Source organism: Salegentibacter maritimus, from assembly GCF_016236975.1.
GTDB lineage: Bacteria > Bacteroidota > Bacteroidia > Flavobacteriales > Flavobacteriaceae > Salegentibacter > Salegentibacter maritimus.
Genome location: NZ_JAEHNY010000005.1, coordinates 195,228 through 215,808, shown reverse-complemented (window position 1 = coordinate 215,808; position 20,581 = coordinate 195,228). Strand labels below are relative to the sequence as shown.

18 protein-coding genes are annotated in these 20,581 nt (G+C 34.6%); 14 read left to right on the top strand and 4 right to left on the bottom strand.

Features of this window, described 5'->3' with window-relative positions; translation table 11 throughout:
• Window positions 1-3: 3 nt before the first annotated feature.
• Window positions 4-3,645, bottom strand: coding sequence for a chemotaxis protein CheB (locus I6U50_RS07240; RefSeq protein ID WP_198638361.1), 3,642 nt, complete (start codon window positions 3,643-3,645; stop codon window positions 4-6).
• Between the two features lie 368 nt (window positions 3,646-4,013).
• Here I6U50_RS07240 and I6U50_RS07235 point away from each other — a divergent pair, with 368 nt between their 5' ends.
• The 3 genes from I6U50_RS07235 to I6U50_RS07225 are packed head-to-tail and all read left to right on the top strand — an operon-like array spanning window position 4,014 to window position 6,523.
• On the top strand, window positions 4,014-4,793 hold the full coding sequence (locus I6U50_RS07235) for an MlaE family ABC transporter permease (protein WP_193709847.1): 780 nt from the start codon (window positions 4,014-4,016) through the stop codon (window positions 4,791-4,793).
• 2 nt (window positions 4,794-4,795) lie between these two features.
• The gene (locus I6U50_RS07230) at window positions 4,796-5,527 is read left to right on the top strand and encodes an ABC transporter ATP-binding protein (RefSeq protein WP_198638360.1); all 732 of its coding nucleotides are present in this window, start codon (window positions 4,796-4,798) and stop codon (window positions 5,525-5,527) included.
• A 6-nt stretch (window positions 5,528-5,533) separates the two neighbouring features.
• Entirely contained in the window at window positions 5,534-6,523 is a 990-nt protein-coding gene (locus I6U50_RS07225) for an MlaD family protein (RefSeq protein ID WP_198638359.1), read from the top strand.
• A 34-nt stretch (window positions 6,524-6,557) separates the two neighbouring features.
• Here the strand turns inward: I6U50_RS07225 and I6U50_RS07220 are convergent, their stop codons facing one another.
• On the bottom strand, window positions 6,558-6,821 hold the full coding sequence (locus I6U50_RS07220) for a zinc ribbon domain-containing protein (protein ID WP_193709850.1): 264 nt from the start codon (window positions 6,819-6,821) through the stop codon (window positions 6,558-6,560).
• 11 nt (window positions 6,822-6,832) lie between these two features.
• Complete coding sequence (locus I6U50_RS07215) at window positions 6,833-7,243, bottom strand: hypothetical protein (protein ID WP_193709851.1); 411 nt, start codon at window positions 7,241-7,243, stop codon at window positions 6,833-6,835.
• Between the two features lie 271 nt (window positions 7,244-7,514).
• Between I6U50_RS07215 and I6U50_RS07210 the strand changes: the two genes are divergently transcribed.
• Window positions 7,515-8,528: a Crp/Fnr family transcriptional regulator gene (locus I6U50_RS07210; protein ID WP_198638358.1), complete on the top strand. Its 1,014-nt coding sequence runs from the start codon at window positions 7,515-7,517 to the stop codon at window positions 8,526-8,528.
• 403 nt (window positions 8,529-8,931) lie between these two features.
• Complete coding sequence (locus I6U50_RS07205) at window positions 8,932-9,405, top strand: Hsp20/alpha crystallin family protein (RefSeq protein ID WP_198638357.1); 474 nt, start codon at window positions 8,932-8,934, stop codon at window positions 9,403-9,405.
• A gap of 140 nt (window positions 9,406-9,545) precedes the next feature.
• On the opposite strand, the gene I6U50_RS07200 is transcribed toward I6U50_RS07205, so the two are convergent.
• Window positions 9,546-10,169 (bottom strand): WG repeat-containing protein, encoded by a 624-nt coding sequence (locus I6U50_RS07200; protein ID WP_198638356.1) that lies wholly within the window; start codon window positions 10,167-10,169, stop codon window positions 9,546-9,548.
• A 181-nt stretch (window positions 10,170-10,350) separates the two neighbouring features.
• Between I6U50_RS07200 and I6U50_RS07195 the strand changes: the two genes are divergently transcribed.
• The 9 genes from I6U50_RS07195 to I6U50_RS07155 all read left to right on the top strand — a co-directional run bounded on the left by I6U50_RS07195 (window position 10,351) and on the right by I6U50_RS07155 (window position 20,580).
• On the top strand, window positions 10,351-11,205 hold the full coding sequence (locus tag I6U50_RS07195) for a universal stress protein (protein ID WP_198638355.1): 855 nt from the start codon (window positions 10,351-10,353) through the stop codon (window positions 11,203-11,205).
• A 12-nt stretch (window positions 11,206-11,217) separates the two neighbouring features.
• Window positions 11,218-12,066, top strand: coding sequence for a universal stress protein (locus I6U50_RS07190; protein ID WP_198638354.1), 849 nt, complete (start codon window positions 11,218-11,220; stop codon window positions 12,064-12,066).
• Window positions 12,067-12,068: 2 nt separating this feature from the next.
• Window positions 12,069-12,902, top strand: a complete 834-nt coding sequence (locus tag I6U50_RS07185) for a universal stress protein (RefSeq protein ID WP_198628721.1) — start codon at window positions 12,069-12,071, stop codon at window positions 12,900-12,902.
• A gap of 35 nt (window positions 12,903-12,937) precedes the next feature.
• On the top strand, window positions 12,938-13,774 hold the full coding sequence (locus tag I6U50_RS07180; RefSeq protein WP_198638353.1) for a restriction endonuclease: 837 nt from the start codon (window positions 12,938-12,940) through the stop codon (window positions 13,772-13,774).
• 4 nt (window positions 13,775-13,778) lie between these two features.
• Window positions 13,779-15,152, top strand: a complete 1,374-nt coding sequence (locus I6U50_RS07175) for an MBL fold metallo-hydrolase RNA specificity domain-containing protein (protein WP_198638352.1) — start codon at window positions 13,779-13,781, stop codon at window positions 15,150-15,152.
• A 464-nt stretch (window positions 15,153-15,616) separates the two neighbouring features.
• Window positions 15,617-16,420, top strand: a complete 804-nt coding sequence (gene proC, locus I6U50_RS07170) for a pyrroline-5-carboxylate reductase (RefSeq protein ID WP_193709860.1) — start codon at window positions 15,617-15,619, stop codon at window positions 16,418-16,420.
• A 37-nt stretch (window positions 16,421-16,457) separates the two neighbouring features.
• The gene (gene proB, locus I6U50_RS07165) at window positions 16,458-17,228 is read left to right on the top strand and encodes a glutamate 5-kinase (RefSeq protein WP_193709861.1); all 771 of its coding nucleotides are present in this window, start codon (window positions 16,458-16,460) and stop codon (window positions 17,226-17,228) included.
• Between the two features lie 128 nt (window positions 17,229-17,356).
• Window positions 17,357-18,556 (top strand): glutamate-5-semialdehyde dehydrogenase, encoded by a 1,200-nt coding sequence (locus I6U50_RS07160; protein ID WP_198638351.1) that lies wholly within the window; start codon window positions 17,357-17,359, stop codon window positions 18,554-18,556.
• Between the two features lie 158 nt (window positions 18,557-18,714).
• Window positions 18,715-20,580, top strand: coding sequence for a M61 family metallopeptidase (locus tag I6U50_RS07155; RefSeq protein WP_198638350.1), 1,866 nt, complete (start codon window positions 18,715-18,717; stop codon window positions 20,578-20,580).
• Window position 20,581 lies beyond the last annotated feature (1 nt).

Below are 20,581 nucleotides of genomic sequence, written 5' to 3'. Positions count from 1 at the left end.
TAGCTATGCTTTTAATTTAAAATAAAATGTACTTCCCACACCTACCTGGCTTTCTACCCAAATAGTACCTTCGTGTAACTGAACAATCTTCTCTACGTGTGCTAAACCAACCCCGGTACCTTCATTTGTATCGGTTTCCTTTATTCGATTAAAAATTGTAAAAATGTTCTTTTTGTCTTCTTCCGAAATCCCATAGCCATTATCGGTTACAGAAAAGACCCAATGGGCACCTTCTTTGTAAGATGCAATACGAACGTCGGGATCTCTCTCTTTTGGGGTATATTTTATAGCATTGCTAATAAGGTTTTGGAATAGTAAACGTAATTCTACCTCATAGCCCATTATTTTTGGCAACTTACCGGCATTCACCCTGGCGTTGGTATCTTTAATTCTTTTACCAAGATCATATTTTACCACTTCTACAACTTCATTAATATTTACAAGGCTTTTTTGGCCGTTGCGCCCAATTCTTGAGTGTTCTAAAAGTGCCTTAATCTGTTCTGAAAGACGGGTAGAAGCATCTTTTATATACTTAATATAATCTTTACCCTTTTCATCTAATTTGGTAGCATATAATTTCCCTAACACATCACTACCAAATTTAATGGTAGAAAGTGGCTCCTGAAGGTCATGAGAGCAAATAGAAACGAATTGCTCGAGGTCCCTATTGGCGCGCTCCAGATCGTCATGCTGTTGTTTTAGTTGATTTTCAGCTTTCTTTAAAGCCGAAATATCTACACAGGTGTACCTTATAGTCATCACCCTACCATCCAAATCTTTTTCAGCTGTTGCATTTAAGATTACAGGAAGTAAATCTCCGTTAGCCATAAGCATATTTTGCTCCATATTTACGATGGTGCCGTTATTCTTAAACTCCTTATTCGTTTTTAAGGCTTTAAGCTGGGATTCTTCGTTGTAAAGATCGTAGATTGGCTTATCTATTAAATCGTCTTTAGTTTCATAACCCAATTTTGTTACCGCCATTTCATTGCATTGCACAATAAGCTGTGTTTGGGGATCTACACTAATATGAACTACCGGGTCTTCTTCATAGAAAGATTTAAAACGCTTCTCACTGGCTATTAGCTTTTCTTTAGATCTTTGCAATAAACCTACATCAATAAATGTAACTACTACTCCACTTATTTCATTATTAGAGTTTATGTATGGTGAGATTCTTCTTAGGAAATAAGAATTATCTTTGGTCATCACCTGCTTTTCAAGAATTTTACCTGTTCTAAGTACGCGCTTACAGCGAGTTATAAGGTTACTTTTCCCCATACTCGAGGTAAAGTGTTCTATAGGGCGACCTTCATCGGAGTCTATTAAATTAAAATGCCTTTGGATTGCCGGAGTGAATTTTCTTATTCTTAGACTTTTATCAAGGAAAATCACACCTATTTCGGTACTTTCCAGCAAATTGTTCATATCGGCATTTAAAGCTGCCAAATCCTCTACCTTCTGAAGATTTTCAGCATTTACCGTATTAATTTCTTCATTTACACTTTGCAGTTCTTCGTTGGTACTTTGCAACTCTTCATTAGAAGCCAATAATTCTTCATTGGCTGCCTGTAACTCTTCGTTACTGGTTTCTATTTCTTCTAATGAAGTATTAAGCTCTTCTTTAGTTTCCTTAAGTTCCTCTTCAAGATCTGCAACGTACTCTTTTGTGCGCTTTGTAAGAGTTAACTTTTCGAGTGTACCAACATCGTTTAAGTTTATTTCCTTTTCAACAAACGTAATTACAAAATTGGTATTATCATCTTCTCCTTTTTGCTGAAAAGGTTTTACGATAATATCTACTACACCCTGAGAATCATATTTTTCAAATGAGGCATCCTGGTACCTAAGTTTTTTATTATTCCTTTTCGCTTTTTTTAAGGTACTTTGAATAATATATTTTAAATCGGCCCCCAGCATGTCCAACAAGTTTACAGAAAAACCACTAACCGGTAAATTGGCATATTTCCTAAATTCACCAACAGCCTGTAAAATATTGAAGTCTTTATCTACAAACACACTAGCTCCCCCAAAAACCTCCAGGATGGTTTCATTAAGCTCTTCTGTAAGTTTCGCTTTTATAGGGTTTGTTGTTTTTCTAGGCGTGGGACGTTTAATTTCACGTGTATTTGCAGGTAAATGATTCGTTGGAGTTGACTCTGAGATATTTGTATTTAAACGCTTTTCTGCATTTTGGTTTTGAAAAATTTTTGCAGAGCGATCTATAACTTTAAAATTATTTTTTTGAGAAGATACATTTTCACTAGTCCCTAACACTAAAACACCTCCTACTTTTAAGGCATACTGTAGAAAATTTAATGCCTTATTTTGTATTCCGGGCTGAAAATAGATTAAAAGATTTCTACAGGCCACAATATCCATATTACTGAAAGGCGGATTTTTGATAATGTTATGTTTTGAAAACACTACCATTCGTCTCATTTTATCAATTACTTTATAACCGTGCGGTTTACTTATAAAGTACTTCAGTAATAATTCAGAATCGATATCGGCCACAATACTTTCGGGGTAAAGCCCCTCACTTCCAATATTCAAATGCTTCTCAGAAATATCAGTAGCAAAAATCTTTAAATCAATACTTTTATTCTGGCGTTCAATTTCTTCGCTAATAATCATTGCAAAAGAATATGCTTCTTCCCCACTACTACAGGCAACGTCCCATAGTTTAATAATTTCACCATTCTTTTTCTTGGCCACCAGTTTTGGAATAACATCTTCCCGTAGAACCTTCCAAACATTTTCATCTCTAAAAAACTTAGTAACTCCAATAAGAAACTCACGATGAAGTATTTCTGTCTCTTCCTCATTATGAATAAGGAATTCATAATAATCTGAAAGGCTTTTACATTTACAAACATTTACTCTTCTCGCTATTCTTCGCGCCAGGGTAGCGTGTTTATACTCCCTAAAGTCCAACCCGGTTTTTTCATCAACAAAGCGAAGAATTTTCATTAATTCGCTTTCGTTATAGTTTAAATCTCCATCTTTAAAATGAAAAACAGAAGGAGCGTCTATAAAGTTTTTAAGCTCTTTTCCCATTTGGGAAACCGGCAGCACATAATCTATAAGACCAGTGTTAATAGCACTTTGTGGCATTCCATCAAATTTTGCTTCTTCAGGGTCCTGTACCATAACCATTCCATCCCGGTCTTTTATTGCCCTTACTCCCCGTGTACCATCACTTCCGGTTCCACTTAAAATTACTCCAATGGCTTTTTCCTTTTTATGTTTTGCAAGGGATTCAAAAAACATATCTATAGGTAAGTTTAAACTTTGTCCCGTTGGTTTTTTTACAAGATGAAGTTTATTCTTATCTAAAATGAGATTGTTTGCGGGCGGAATTAAATAAATATGACCTTGTTCAATTTTCTTTCCATCCTTCACCTCACGAATAGGCAGGTTTGTATTCTTTTTAAGTAGCTCTCCCATCATACTTTTATAGTCTGGGGAAAGGTGCTGAATAACTACATAAGCATTTTTATCGGTTTCGGGTATGTTTCCAAAAAAAGCTTTTAAAGCTTCTAACCCCCCGGCACTTGCACCTACAGCTATAATGCGTGGTTCACTGATTTTAAGCTTGTTCTCCAACTCAGATTGGGAAGGGTAGTTATTTACTTTTGTCATTTAGAAATGATTAAGTCAGACGTATATAAAATTAATAATAGCGAAAGATCAAAAATATAGGTTACATCAAATAAATATGGCCTCATTTGCAATTTAAAATAACAAAATATCAATAAAAAAGTAGAATATCATCTTAAACAATTTATAAAGCTATTTTTTTTATAGATTTTTTAACTAACCACTTTAATAAAAAAACTGGACCACAAATTTTTATTTCCGGGTCAAAAATACACTAAAAATTAATTTCTAAGGAAGCAATATTTAAACTAAAAATTAGGTCTAAAAGCCAACCAATCACTTTTTCATAAACTGATAAATATCATTTCGGTAAAGCCAACCTAGGCTTAAATTTACTGTAATACAGCTTTATGAAGTTTTTTTCCTCATATCAATCAGGTTTTAATTCCTTTTTCATTGAAATAGGGGAAATGGGAAATTTTACGGGACGGTATTTCCGGGAGCTATTCAGTGGTCCATTTGAATTTAGGGAATTTCTAAAGCAATGTTACCAAATGGGAAATAAATCTTTGCTCCTGGTAAGTGTTACCGGATTTATTTTGGGCCTGGTATTTACCCTGCAATCCCGTCCTACCTTACTGGAGTTTGGGGCAGTTTCCTGGATGCCCTCCATGATAAGCATCTCTATTGTTAGGGAGATTGGCCCGGTAATAATTGCACTTATTTGTGCCGGAAGAATTGGCTCCAGTATAGGTGCCGAATTAGGTTCTATGAAGGTAACTGAACAAATAGATGCTATGGAGGTCTCCGGGACCAACCCGTTTAGGTTTCTGGTGGTTACCAGGATCCTTGCGGCAACCTGTATGCTTCCTATTTTGGTAATTGTAGGAGATTTTGTGGCACTAATAGGCTCTGCCCTTATAGAAAACACTAAAGGTGATGTTTCTTTTACCCTTTACTTTAACCAGGTTTTTGAAGCTCTTGAATTTACAGATTTACTTCCTGCTACCATAAAAACTTTCTTTTTTGGATTTGCCATTGGTCTGGTAGGCTGTTTTAAAGGTTACAATAGCAAAAAAGGAACCGCAGGAGTAGGAAAAGCTTCAAACTCTGCAGTGGTCTTTACCTCTATGCTCTTGTTTATATTAGATTTTATTGCCGTTTTTATAACCGATATTTTTTATAACTAAAGATGAAAAGCAACCCAGTAATAACGATAAATCATTTATATAAAAGCTTTGGAAAACTAGAAGTTCTAAAAGATTTTAATTTAAAGCTTTTTGAGGGAGAAAACCTTGTATTAATGGGAAAATCCGGTTCAGGGAAATCGGTGATGATTAAATGTCTTGTGGGCTTAATGGAAGCCGATAAAGGCGATATTAAAGTTCTGGGAAAGGATATCTCAAAATTAAAACAAAATGAGTTAGATGAATTACGAACAAAAATTGGTTTCTTATTCCAGGGCAGTGCTTTGTACGATTCTATGACCGTTCGGCAGAATCTAGAATTTCCTTTAAGAAGGCATAGTCATAACACCGAAAAGAAAACAGAGGAACTTGTAAAAGAAGCCCTGGCAAATGTTGGGTTACCAGATACTATAGATCTTATGCCCGCCGAGCTTTCTGGAGGGATGCAACGCCGTATTGCTTTGGCGAGGGCACTTATTTTAAAACCAAAGATTATTATTTATGACGAGCCTACTACAGGACTGGACCCAATAACCGCTAAGGAAATTATTTTATTGATGATGAATATTCAAAAGAAATATGCGACCTCATCACTAATAATTACCCATGATGTAGACTGTGCCCGGGTAATTTCAAATAGAATGATCTTGCTACTAGAGGGAAAAGATTATGCTGAAGGAAATTTTAAAGACCTGGCTACTTCTAAAGATCCAAAAATTAAAGCCTTTTTTAAATAGTATGCTATGAAATCTAATTCAAAACAAAATCTAAAATTAGGCCTTCTTATTATAGCAGGTATAATCATATTTAGCCTTGCCATTTTTTCAATTGGAAAAAAACAAAATCTTTTTGGCGATTCTATATTGATAAGTTCTGTTTTCAAAAATGTAAACGGCCTGCAACTTGGAAACAATGTTAGGTATTCTGGTGTGAATGTAGGAACTGTAAAAGACATTAAGTTCTTAAATGATACTGCCATTTGCGTAGATATGCTTATTAATCGTGAAACGGGGAGTTTAATTAAATATAGCTCCCTGGCAACTATAAATTCTGATGGTTTGGTGGGAAGCATGGTTTTAAATATTCTTCCTAACAGCCAGGCGGCTTCCAGAACAATACAGGAAGGAGACACCCTTGAATCTCTTAGCCAGGTAGCCACTGCCGATATGCTAAACACCTTAAGCCAAACCAACGAAAACGCTGCGCTTTTAACAGCCGATCTTCTAAAAATCACCAATAGTATAAATGCCGGTGAAGGTGTCCTTGGAGGTTTACTTAAAAATGATACCCTCGCAAAAAATTTACAGCAAACTACCGAAAATTTAAAAGAACTCACCCACTCTACTCGTATGGGAATTAATAAGATAAATGGCATTCTAAATTCAGTAGATTTTGAAAATAGTTTGGCCGGTCTGCTCCTTGCCGACTCCGCAGCTCAACACGACTTTAGTGTTATTGTTAAAGACCTAAAGATTTCTTCTTCACAAATAAAAGCCATAAGTACAGATTTGGAGATATTTTCAAATGATCTTACTTCAGAAAAAGGAGCCTTAAATTATATTATTAAAGATACTGCGTTTGTAGATCATCTGGATAATAGTATGCAGAATATTGAAGAAGCAACTCATAGGTTTAACGAGAATATGAAAGCCTTAAAACATAATATTCTATTTCGTGGATATTTTAGAAAACTGGAACGACAAAAAGCAAGGGAAGAAAAGAAAAAGCAATAAATTATATCTACTACCGAAAAAAGGGAGTATTAATTTAAATATTATCCATTCGCCATCTTTTTAGCTCTGGAAGTTTTTTTATGAGTTGGCGTGCTTCCTCAAGACTTATATCTTCCTGTACTTCTGCCATTTCCAGCAACTTGATTTCCAACTGGTGTAAATTAAGGGATTTATCAACAAATGCACCATCCTTATAGCAATCACGACAATAATCGGTATTTACCGACTTATCCCGATTTGTTCCGGCGTTAGCGGGCACAAAAGGCCATCCACAACTTTGGCAAATTAAAGTTTCCATAATATCATTTTTTATCTGCTAAGCAGTATTTTTAACTTTGAAAGCATTAACAGTTCGGCTTTGTTTTTTCCTGCAAAAGACGCTGCAATAGCATCAGCGGTTTCCCATATTAACTGTTTTATGTTTTGGGTAAATAATTGATGATGCTCTTTTTTATAATCCTTAAATTCGTTAAACGCCCAGTCTGCTGTGGGAGCATTTTCTTGCAACCAATCAAATACTATTTCAATTTGATAGGCTTCATCGGTTCCATACATATCGGTTGCGCTATCTACCGGCACCCATTGTTCTTTAACCAATTTCTTTAAAGTATTTATTTCTTCGGCACGTACTACTTTATCTGATGCTGCTATGGCATAGAAAAGTATCCCAATTTTAGTATAGAAATCTTCGGTGAGTATTGTTTTTTTAGAAATTTTCATATCTGGTTCTATTTTTTCACTTAAAGATACACTGGCTATAAGTGGTTAAAAATGATAAAAATCATTATTCATCTATATTTCTGAATAATCTCTTAAAGATATAGCAACCTAATTAATTGACTAAAAGAAATATATAATTTTTATGTTTTATGAATTTTTAAAATTACTTTGTATATTTAAGTGTTGTTTAATGCATTTCGCACTCCCCCATTGGAAATGCAAGGCAGTCTCCAAATCTTTTCTTTTTCTATTAATCGTAAGCTCATTTAGGATGAAGTGTATTGTATTTTGTTCAGAAAAAGTTAGTGATATTTTTAAACTAGAAAAATCGTCTATTTTAAAAGAGTACGCATTTGTGCATACAGCTACCTTAAAAGATTTAAACGACTTTCTAATTTCCCAAAGGCCAGAGCTAATTGTTTGGGATAAAAACACTAACATCCCTACTAGCATTTTTAGAAATAAGCAAAAATTACAGAGCATCCCGTTATTGTCTATTATCCCCGCAAAAAATCTTGATACCTGGCATCCGGTTCACAATAAGCATAAGTATGTACTGCGACCTTATTCCCTGGTTGAACTTCAACATAAAATAAAATCTTTAGTACCCATACAGCCACAAAAAAACCAAACAGTAAAAAACAGCAAAAGACCTATAATACCAGATATTAAATCTTTGAAAAACTATATCCAACAACAGGGAGAACCGGTAAAATGGGATAAAAATAAAATTATATTTAGGGAAAACAGGCATTCCAGCTTTATCTATTTGGTAAACAAGGGACTTCTTAAAACTTTTAGGATGGATCAGTTAGGAAAAGAACTAATTACCGGTATTTATCGTAAAAATGAGTTGCTGGGTCTTTATGGCTTCCACGATAATCTCATTTGTCCCGAAACCGCCAGTAGTATAGAAGCTTCTACAGCCTATCGCTTTCCATATAAAAGCTTTAAGGAACTTTTAGAGAACAATCCTAACCTCGGTTTAGATTTGGCACAACTTTTAACCGATACCGTGTTAAGGCTTAAATCACAACTTTTAGAAATGGCCTATGCTTCAGTTTTAAAAAAAACTTCTACTACCATACTACAATTTGCCGATGATTTAAAGCAACCCGACTTTAATGGCCTAAAAATTTCCAGAACAGATTTGGCCAGTATGGCAGGAATTTCACCTGAAAGCTTTATAAGAAGTCTTTCCTGTCTTAAAAAAGAAGGTATAATAGCCATAAAGGGAAAAAATATAAACATTTTAAACTCAGAAAGACTCCAGGAAATCATATAGCCTTAATTTTTTGTTAAAAATTAAGTTTCTGACATATATCATTATTTCTGAGCTTTTTATAAACTATTTTCATATCCTTGAAATAAAGCAAAATATAAATTTGATTTCCTTGTACTTTTGAGAGTATGGAATCAAATTTTAGAAGATATCAAAGGTATTTTTTAACCAGATATACAAATTTTACTTCGTGTAAGATCACTGATATCATCCAGGTGTTAAAGAGTAAACTTAATATCTTCTCTAGGAAACAGGAGGCAATGGTCTCCTGTTTCTGTGTTTAGATATCTTCCACACAGAACAAAAAAAACATAAAAACCTGATTTACATCATATTAAAACTAATTTTTTAAAAGTAATTTAATGTACTCTTTAGAGAAATTATTAACCATTAAATTCTAAATATTATGTCTATCACAAAAAGCAAACGTAGAACTCCAACTATGGAAAGTTCTTTATTGAGTTCGTATCCATTTTTCTCTGATTTAATGGATACTAAAAGAGGAATTTTTAACTTGAACCGTCTCTTTAACGGAGATTTTGATGAGGATCTTCCTGCGCTAAATGTAAAAGAAAAAGAAAACGAGTTTGAAATTGAACTTGCAGCTCCCGGACTCTCAAAAGAGGATTTTAAAATTTCTATTGAAAACGGCATTTTATCTATTTTGGCAGAAAAGGAAAATGAAGTTGAAGAAGAAAAAGAAAATTTTGTGAGAAAAGAGTTTAGCTACAACAGCTTTTCCAGAAATATAAGTTTACCAGACGAAGTAGATTTGGACAAAGATATAGAGGCGAAATACAAAGGAGGAATACTTAAGATGAATCTGAAAAAAAGAAAGGGCGAAAAGGCGAAAAAAGCAAAAACAGTAAATGTATCCTAAATTAACTCGTAGCAAGCCTATGAGGAACTACATCTCAATTATAAAATGGAGAAGTAAACTACCTTAAGGCAGTCTTGGGTATTATAAACTTTGGGATATCAATAAAAATGCAGGCTCGTAAAAACGGGGCTGCATTTTGCTTAAAGTTTATGAATCCTCCATTTTCCGTTAGGCCCTTTAACACTTAACAAATTTTCTCCTAGCCACTTTGCATTAATTTCAGGTGCATCCTTTAGTTTCTTTCTAGATACAGAGACCGGGAAAGGACCTTCCAGATATTTTAATATTTCACCTTCCCTATTCAGAAGCACTATATCATATTTATAAGAAATCACCCTTTTGCCTAAAAGCTGGTTTTCTCCTAGCTCCTCTTTTTCAAGTTTTATTGCAAGTGCCTTGCCATGAGAGAAGTTACTTAGGTTTAAGTAAACCGGTTCTATGATAGTTTTTCCTTCTGCATTGATAAAACCGTAATAATTAATACCGTTTTTTTGTTTTTTAATGATAGCCCGACCATCTTTTATTTGTGGATATTTTATTCCTGACACTCCAATTGTACCGGGTTTCGGATTTTCATTAGCAATAAGGTCGTTTCTAAAAGATACTACCATATTCCCGTTAGCGTCTAAAAAACCCCAGGTATTGGCATGCCTTACAGCGGTAAACCCATTTTCCTTATTGGCTACATAATCAAACTCTTTAGGCTCTTGTGCAAATAACACAATAGGAAAACTTAATAAGATTCCTAACAGTAAATTTTTCATCCCTAAAAGTTTTAAAACAACTTTTAAATATAACATAAAATACTGTAAATAAAACTGATAGACGTCATACTAAACAAAAAGCTTTTGTAGCTTTATATGTTTTAAATTGAGAAACAAACTGATTTTCCTCATAGTTTAAACTTAGTTCTTGGGTTAACTTTATAAATCAAAGGTTCAGAAAATGAGAAAGATAATTATACCCACAGATTTTTCGGAAAATGCAAACAATGCTTTGCGTTATGCCTGCCAACTTTTTAAATACGAAAAAAGTGAACTTATTCTTTTACATGCCTATGCCGAAAAGGTATATGCCGATGAAAATGTATTAAGCAATGCACTAATGGACGAATTAAAAACTGTTACAAAAATAAGATCTGAAGAAGAATTGGGTAAAATAAGTTTAAAGGTTCACGATGAATTTTGTAATCCCCGGCATAAAGTAAAATTGATAGCTGCTTTTGGAGACCTTGTAGATGAAGTAAACAGTTTAGTAAATTCAGAAAATGCCGATCTTGTAGTGATGGGAACACGCGGACTTACCAACGACAGCAGCCTGGGAATGGGCAGTAACACCCTAATGGTCTTAAAATACGTACAATGCCCGGTACTGGCTATCCCCGCTAATTTTACATATAACGAGCCTAAAAATATTCTGTTTCCAACCAATTTTTTAATTCCCTATCAAAAAAGAGAATTAAAGGTTGTGGGGGAGATTGCCCGGGATTTTAATTCAAAAATCCACTTTCTCTACTTGTCCAAACATAAAGCTACCTCTTCCCGCCAACAGGATAATTTAGAATTTTTAAAACAACAGTTCTACAATACAATAACCGAAGTACACCAAAAAGATGAACTGAGAAAGGAAAAAGCCATAGAAGATTTCATTGCTACCAATAAAATAGACCTTTTAGTTATGGTAAATTCCCGGCACACATATTTAGAAGACATGCTATTAACCTCCACAATAGATAAGGTAGGTTTACACCCAAGCGTACCCTTGCTTGCTTTACAAAATTTTAATAGAGAATGCGTTTAAAACTTAGAAATCATGAAAAAAATACTCTTACCCACCGACTTTTCTGAAAATGCATACAATGCTATTAAATATGCGCTTACTATTTATAAAAATGAGGAGTGTAGGTTTTATTTGTTAAACACCTATACACCGGTTTTATATGATACCGAATATATTTTATACAACAGTACACAACCTAATCTTGCCGAAGTTTACCAAAAAAATTCTCAAAACGGCTTAAAAAAGGTAGCACAAAAAATTAAACGTGATTTTAATAACCCAAATCATCATTTTGAACAAATTTCAGCTTTCAACCTTTTAATAGATGAGATGAAAGAGCAGGTTAAATCTAAAGAAATAGACCTTGTGGTTATGGGAACCCAGGGAGCTACCGGTGCCGAAGAAATATTAATTGGTACCAATACGGTACAGGCCATAAACAAACTAAGAATTCCATTACTTACTATCCCTTCTGGATATGAATATGAATCTCCAGCAAATATTCTGTTTCCAACAGATTTTCAATTGCATTTTAGCTCCCCACAGCTGGAACCCATTCTAAATGTTGCCAAAAATCATACATCTAAACTGGATATCCTACATGTTTTCTTCGGAAAAGATCTTGATGAAACCCAGGAAAAAAATAAAAAAAACCTAAATGAAGTCCTTGATGATTTTCCACATCAATTCCACTCTATAGAAGATAAAAGTATAACCAGCGCCATTAAAAATTTTCAGGAAAAAAATAAGGTAGATATGCTTTTTATGGTGAATAACAAACATAGCTTTTTTGAAAACTTACTCTTTAGACCGGTAGTTAACAAAATAGGCTTTCATATTAAAGTACCGTTTATGGTGATTCCCTCAGGAAAATTCAGCTAATTATGAAAAACATACTCATCCCCACCGATTTTTCAGTTAATGCCTGGAAAGCTACTGTTTATGCATTTCGTTTGTTTGAAAATGAACTATGTAATTTTTATTTTTTAAATGCATGCAAACCCGAATTCTATACGCCAGATATAAATGGCCATAGTTTATCTCAAGCAAAAGAAGATAATAAAGCATTAATGGGAAAACTATTAAAGGAAGTAGCTATAGTTAATAAAAACCCGCATCACAGGTTTAAATCTTTAATACTGGAATCCTGGTTAAACGATGCCATAACAGAAATTCAAAAGGATATAATTTTTGATCTCATAATTATGGGAACCAAAGGCGAAAATGAGCCCGACGACAAGATTTTTGGCACCAATAGCATGAATGTTGTAGAAACGGTAGAACATATGCCCGTTCTCTTAATTCCAGATCAAAGTGTATATGTGCCTGAAGTAAAAAAAGAAATGGTTTTGGCCACCCGTTTTGACAAATCTTTTTCTATTGCCGAAATCAATTTTTTAATAGATATGGCCAAAAAATTTAAAGCCAGTATTAGAATTCTCTACATTCAGGACACCGATAATCTTTCTGATGATCAGGAGACCAGAAAAGAAGAATTACATGAGTATTTTAAAGACATATCCCACAGCTTTCATACATTAACAGATATTGAAGTTGCGAAGGGTATTCATAGCTTTATTCAAAGCCGGGGCAGCGACATTTTGGTTTTAAACCATAAAAAAAGAGGTTTTATTAAAACACTTTTTTCTAAATCCCTGCTTAAAGAATTGGGAAGAAAACCACAAATTCCCACCATCTTTATGCCCACAAATTTATAATGTAGAATTCATTATTTTTAAATAAAAGAATAAAAATGGATGTCTCCAACTTACAGGTTATAAAAGCTTCCGGTGAAAAAGTTCAGTTTTCTATAGATAGGGTTGCTGAATCCCTAAAGCGATCTGGGGCCAATAATAAATTAATTAATAGTACACTAGAAAGTCTTAAGAAAGAACTGTATGATGGCATTACTACCAAAGAAATATACACGCGTGCTTTTAGTTTGCTTAAAAAAGGAAATAATACCAGCGCTTCTAAATACAAATTAAAGACAGCAATTTACGAATTGGGGCCAACAGGATTTCCGTTCGAAAAATTTATTGCCGCACTTTTAAACCATAGTGGTTATAAAACTGAAACCGGGAAAATATACCAGGGTAAATGCGTAACTCATGAAATTGACGTAGAGGCAAAATCAGATACAAAATTAATTCTTATAGAGTGTAAATTCCATAATGCCGGTAAAAATAGTGATGTAAAAATTCCATTATATATAGATTCAAGAATTCGGGATATAAAAAACTTTAGAAAAAACAATAATCATAAACTTGAATTGGAGGAGGCTTGGGTAGTTACCAACACCCGTTTTACTGCAGATGCTATACAGTATGGTAAGTGCAGTAATCTAAAGTTATTAAGTTGGGATTATCCAAAGGGGCAGGGTTTAAAAGATAGAATAGACAGGCTAGGTTTATACCCCATAACCGTTTCTACCCTACTTTCAGAAAGAGAAAAGAATTTTTTACTTAGCAGAGATATAGTTTTATGCCAGGATCTTATAAATGATAAATTCTATCTGGATCAACTGGAAGTTCATAATCCGCGTAAAAAAAGAATCCTAAAAGAAATGGAAGAGCTTTGCAAAAATTAAACCTATGGGAGAAAATATAAAAATCCATTTTTTAGGCGCAGCAGGTACAGTTACCGGCTCTAAATTTCTTTTGGAAACATCGGAATTAAATATTTTGATAGACTGCGGCCTTTTCCAGGGAATTAAAAGTTTAAGAGAGCTAAATTGGAAAGATTTTCCATTTAACCCCACCTCTATAGATATCATTTTATTAACTCACGGCCATCTAGACCATACAGGTTATTTACCGCGATTAGTAAAACAGGGCTATAGAAATCCAATTTTAGGAACACCTCCTACCTTGGGTATTACAGAAATCATCTTAAAAGATAGTGCAAAAATACAGGAAGAAGATGCCGAGAGGGCCAATAATGAAACCTATAGTAAGCACCAACCGGCCTTGCCCCTATATACCACGCCAGATGCTGAAAAAACTATTAATTTATTTGAAAGTATTAACCTAAATGAATGGTACCAGCTTTCAAAAAATATTAAATATCGGTATCAGGCAAATGGTCATATTCTAGGTTCTTCCTTCATTGAACTGGATATTTTCAATAAGCGCTTTGTATTTTCAGGTGACATTGGCAGAAAAAAAAATTTACTTCTAGATCCCCCCAGTAAGCCCGAAAAAGCAGATTACTTATTTCTGGAAAGTACTTACGGAGATAGACTACACCCCAACGATAAGTCGGACGAAATACTTACCAAAGCTATAAAAGAAACCCTATCTAATAAAGGGAGCCTCATTATTCCAAGCTTTGCAGTAGAACGTTTACAGGGAATCATGTATAAAATTTACTTATTAGCCAGAGAGAAAAAAATTCCCAAAATAGCCATTTATATAGATAGCCCAATGGGGAACAAGATTTTAGGCTTGTTTTACAGTTTTGCCGAATGGCATAAGCTAAGCACTAATGAAATGAAAGATATGCTTTCCTACTTTAATATTATCACTTCTTATCGTGATACCTGGAAAACCATAGACGAAAAACACCCTAAAATTGTTATTGCCGGAAGTGGAATGGTTACGGGAGGTAGGGTACTTACTTATTTGCGCTATTTAATAGATAAACCTCAAACAACAGTTTTATTAGTAGGATACCAGGCCGAAGGTACTCGTGGAAGACAGCTGGAAAATGGAGCCGCGGAAGTGAAAATCTTCGGGAAATACTGCCCTGTAAAAGCAAAAATTTTAAAAGTTGAAAGCCTCTCTGCTCATGCCGATCAGGAAGAATTATTAGACTGGCTTTCTAGCATAAAAAATAATCCCCGAAAAATATTCTTAACTCATGGAGAGCCCACAGCCCTCGACTCGTTAAGAGTTAAAATTAAAGATCTATATAATTCTGAATTAGTAATTCCCAATCTTTATGATATTACCAGCCTAAAACTTTAAAAATCCAGAAATTTCACGAAAACCTTTTCGTAAAATTTAGCACATATATTACTGCAATAATGGCAGAAATATGTCAGTTATTCTATAGAATCAATCTAAATTATCAGTTATAGTTTTTTTCTATGATTTAATCAGGACCGGTCTATAATTATAAAAAGAAAAAAGACTATTTCCTATCAGGGCTATTTTTTATAAGGAAAAAACTCACAGTCCAGTTAATCCCAGGTATAAAAGCTATAGGGGTTCCTAAAGTTTCTAAAAGCTCTCTTCTAAAAAAGCAAAAAGTATCTTTTAGATTAGTTTAACCATATATTTTCTTAGTTCCCACAAAAATAAATTAATTTAATCCTGATTTTAAGTCATAAAACCATTTTGGCAGGAATCGTCGTATGGTCTTTGTTCCCTATGTGAAGGATTTAGTAATCCAAAAGACGAAATAGAATTAATTAACCAAAAAATATAGAATGAAAGTATTAGTTATTGGAGCAGGAAATATGGGATTAACTTACGCTGAAGGAATGGCGAAGTCCAGTTTACTTAATCATCGTAACCTAATGATTTTTGACAAATCGGCTGAGGTAATAACCACCCTTAGCAAGCTAGATCATTTTGATGTATATGATGATATAGAGGAATGTCTTCCTGAAGCAGATATCGTATTTCTGGCTGTTAAACCATATCACTGCGATGCTTTGTTTGAAGAAATTAGACCATTGGTAAACGATCAGCAAATTTTTGTTTCACTAATGGCAGGTGTAACTATAGATAAAATACAGGAAGGTTTAGACGTTAAAAAAGTTGTGCGTTCTATGCCAAACCTTCCGGCCCAGGTGGGTAAAGGAGTTACCTCGTTTACAGAAGCCGAAGAAGTATCCAGGGTAGAACTATTAATGGTAAGAAACTTACTGGATACTACAGGAGCATCAATTCACGTACAAACAGAAGAATTTATAGATGCTTCTACAGGTATTTCAGGAAGTGGACCAGCATATGTATTTTATTTTATGAACTCCATGTTAGAGGCGGCCTTAAAAATGGGCTTCTCTAAAAACGATTCTAAAGTATTGGTTAGCCAAACTTTTGAGGGTGCTGTAAAACTATTTAATGAATCAGATCTTTCCCCGAGTACATGGATGGATCGTGTAGCCTCTAAAGGAGGGACAACCCGTGCCGCTTTAGATTCCATGGATGAAAATAATGTTGAAGAGCTTATTAAAGATGCCGCTTATGCTGCTTTTGACAGAGCCGTTGAGTTAGGTAAAGAATAGTTAATTTTAAATAGAAGTTTAAATATAACTTTATAAAATGAAAAAAAAGAGAATTGTAGTTAAGGTCGGAACGAATGTAATGACCAATAAAGATAATAGGATTTTAGGTCCCGTGCTAAAACATCTTGTAGAACAAATAGCTACTTTATATGAAGAAGATGTAATGGTAGTTCTGGTTTCATCAGGATCGGCCATTGCCGGAAAAGAAGTTTTGGGTGATGTAAATATTGAAGACCCCTCTAAAAGAAGGCAGGTATTTTCGGCCGTGGGCCAACCTCGTATGATGCGCCACTACTACAGCATTTTTCACGATTATGGAATGCGTTGCGCACAGGTACTTGCCACTAAAAGAGATTTTAGCCCGGGAATTCATCGTGAAAACATGATTAACTGTTACGAATCTTTACTATCGGAAGGAATAATTCCTATTGCTAATGAAGATGATGCCGTCTCAGTAACCATGTCTATGTTTTCTGATAATGATGAACTTGCAAGCCTGGTGGCCGAATTAATAGATGCAGATTCTTTAATTATCCTTAGTGATACAGACGGGCTTTACACCGGTCACCCAGAGGATGATGATTCTGAAAAACTAAACAAGGTACAGGTAGATGAAAATGTTGAAAAATATGTTCAGGAATCTGGTAAAGGCGAAGGTGAAGGTCGCGGCGGTATGGAGTCTAAAATAAAGATTGCAAAAGGTACTGCCAATAAAAACATTACCACTTATATAGCCAATGGGAAACAAAGAAATGTGATTTTAGATATCGTGGCCGGTAAGCCGGTAGGTACTAAATTCACCGCCTAAACTAATTTAAAGAACTCTTTTAGCTGTAGCTGCAAAATCAATAGATTTCAGCTAGACTTAAAAAATGTCCTAATGTTCATATTTGAACAATAAATTGAAGTTTAATCAAACTAAAATATAACTAAGTAATGAAATTAATAGATTCTAAAACCAAAAATAACGTGCTGCAATCCATGATAAATATCCTGGATAAAAGACGTGAAGAAATAGTTGCCGAGAATAAAAAGGATCTCGATGCCTTTGGTAATGGAGACCAGGCAATGTACGACAGGCTGGTTGTAAATAATGCCAAGGTAGATGATATGATTCGCTCCGTAAAAGAAGTAATGGAGCAGGAAGATCCTGTAGGCCAGGTTATAGAGCATAGAAAGTTAGACACCGGTTTAGATATCACCAATAAAACTGCACCTTTCGGGACCATCATGATTATTTATGAATCCCGCCCTGATGTTACTATTGAAGCTGCAGTGCTTGCGTTTAAAGCAAATAACAAGATTTATTTAAAAGGTGGTAAAGAAGCAAACCACTCTAATAAAATTCTTGAAGATTGCTGGCACGAGGCGCTTGTAGAAAACAATTTGGAGAAAGACTGGATCGAGCTGTTACAAATGAACAGAACCGAAACCCAGGATTTCCTTAAAAACCCACCGCAACATATAGACCTTGTGGTACCAAGAGGTGGAGAAAAACTTATTGCTTTTGTTAAAGAACACTCTACCGGAGCTGTATTGGTAAGTGGGCGCGGAAACAACTTCCTTTATGTATCTAAAAATGCCAATTTCGACACTGCAAAAAAAGTAATGTTGAACGCCAAAATAGATAAGATTTCAGGATGTAATGCCTTAGATAAGGTATTAATAGACAAAAATCTTCCTGATTTTGAAAAAAGAGTCCAGGAACTCTATGATATGTTCAAGGAAAATAAAGTACATATTCAGGTAGATGATGCTATCGCTGAAATCTTACCAAATGAAGAAAAGATAAGTTCAGAAGATACCTGGTACGAAGAATTTCTAGCCATGAGAATTGTTCTGGGTGCTATTGATGGAAATAACGCTGCCATTAACAAAATCAATAAATATTCAGGAGGACATTCTTCTGTGATTGTTACTGAAGATAAAAATGAAGCAGCCAATTTTATGGAACAGGTAGACAGTGCTGCCGTATACCATAATGCTTCTACTCGCTTTACCGATGGCGGTCAAATGGGAGTTGGAGCAGAGCTTGCTATTAGTACCGATAAACTTCACCACCGTGGGCCACTTGGTTTAAAACAATTGGTAACCAATAAATATTATGTGTTAGGTGAAGGCCATATTAGAGAATAAATATTTCTAATTTCAAAACATTTGGGCCATACCTGGCTTTTAATATAAAGACTGTCTTAACATAATTTAAGGCAGTCTTTTTTTATTGAACATTTCTTTTTTAATAAATGTAACTTTTACAGAGTTGGTGAGTCTTATTAAAAAAGAAAAGTTTATACATGAAAAAAGCAATTTATACGCTGGCCTTTATTGGCGCTCTCTACAGCTGTAAAACTACCCAAACCCCAAACCAGGATGAACCGGTAATTGCAAGCATAGATCTTGTAAATGTCGAAAACGATAAAGTTTCGGTAGAAATTAATCCAGATAAATTTACCACTGCAAACACTACTTTTTATATTCCCAAAACCGTACCCGGCACCTACTCTACCGATAACTACGGTAAATTCATTGAAAATTTTAAAGCCTTAGATTATAACGGCAATGAGCTGGAATTTGAAAAAGTAGACGATAATTCCTGGTTTGTTCCTAATGCCAAAGACTTAGATAAAGTAAGTTACCAGGTTAACGACACCTACGATATTGAAGGCGAAGAAGGAGTTTTCTCCCCATCGGGTACAAATATTGAAGCCGGTAAAAATTTTATGCTCAATCTTCACGGATTTGTAGGCTATTTTGAAAATGAAAAAGAAGAAGCATACCAATTACAAATAAAAAGGCCACACAGCCTTATTCCCGGAACTGCTCTAAGTAAAACAGTGGCAGCTTCTACCAGTATGGAATTCAAAGAAGACATCTTTTCCTTAAAAAGATACTTTGAGGTTATTGATAACCCAATTATGTATGCCACTCCCGATACTACAAGCTTTATGGTAGAAGGAATGGAAGTGCTTATTAATGTGTATTCGCCAAACAAAAAATACACTTCAAAAAGTATAAAACCCGGAATTGAAAAAATGATAAGTGCCCAAAAACAATTCCTGGGCGAGATAGATAATACCGGAAAATATGCCATCCTGCTATATCTTTCAGATAGCGAGACTCAAGATGCCCGTGGTTTTGGAGCTTTAGAGCACCATACTTCTACCGTGGTAGTACTTCCCGAGTCTATGCAACCGCAACAATTAGAGGAAACAATGACAGATGTGGTTTCTCACGAATTTTTTCACATATTAACCCCTCTTAATGTCCACTCAAAAGAAGTACATTATTTTGATTATAATGATCCAAAAATGTCTCAGCATTTATGGATGTATGAAGGAGTAACCGAATATTTCGCCAACCTGTTTCAAATAAATCAGGGGCTTATAGATAAGCAGGATTTCTATGGTAGGATATCAGATAAAATAAAAACTGCACAACAGTTTGACGATACAATGCCATTTACTGAAATGAGCAAAAATATCCTTGAAGAACCTTATAAAGACAGTTATTACAATGTGTACCTAAAAGGCGCCTTAATTGGTATGGCCCTGGATATTCGTTTAAGGGAACTAAGCGATGGCGATATGGGAATTCTAGACCTTATGAAAGCTCTTAGCAATAAATATGGTATGGATAAACCTTTTAACGACGAAGAACTTTTTAATGACATTGTAAGCCTTACTTATCCTGAAATAAGAACGTTTTTAGAAACTTATATTAGTGGATCTACCCCTATTCCCTACCAGGAATTTTTCGAGAAAGTAGGTTTAACAGAATCTGAAGCGCAGGTAAACACCGGCTATTTTATTAAAGGTCAAATTCCTTATATAGATGGTGACCCTGCCACTAAAGAGTTGTTTTTTAGAGAAAACATTGAATTTAATTCCTTTCTTAAAAAACTTGGGGTAAAAGGTGGAGATATTATTAAGTCTGTAAACGATGAGGAGTACAATATTCAAAATGTTTACAATTTAATCATGACAGCTGAATCCTGGGAAGAAGGAGAAAAAGTAAATTTTGTAGTAGTACGAAATGGCGAAGAATTACAGCTTAGCACAACTGCTTCCCAACCAACAGATACTGAAACTACACTTACCGAAGAAGAATTATCAGAGAATAGTCAAGAAGTTAAACTTAGAAATGCTTGGTTAAAAGGTTAAT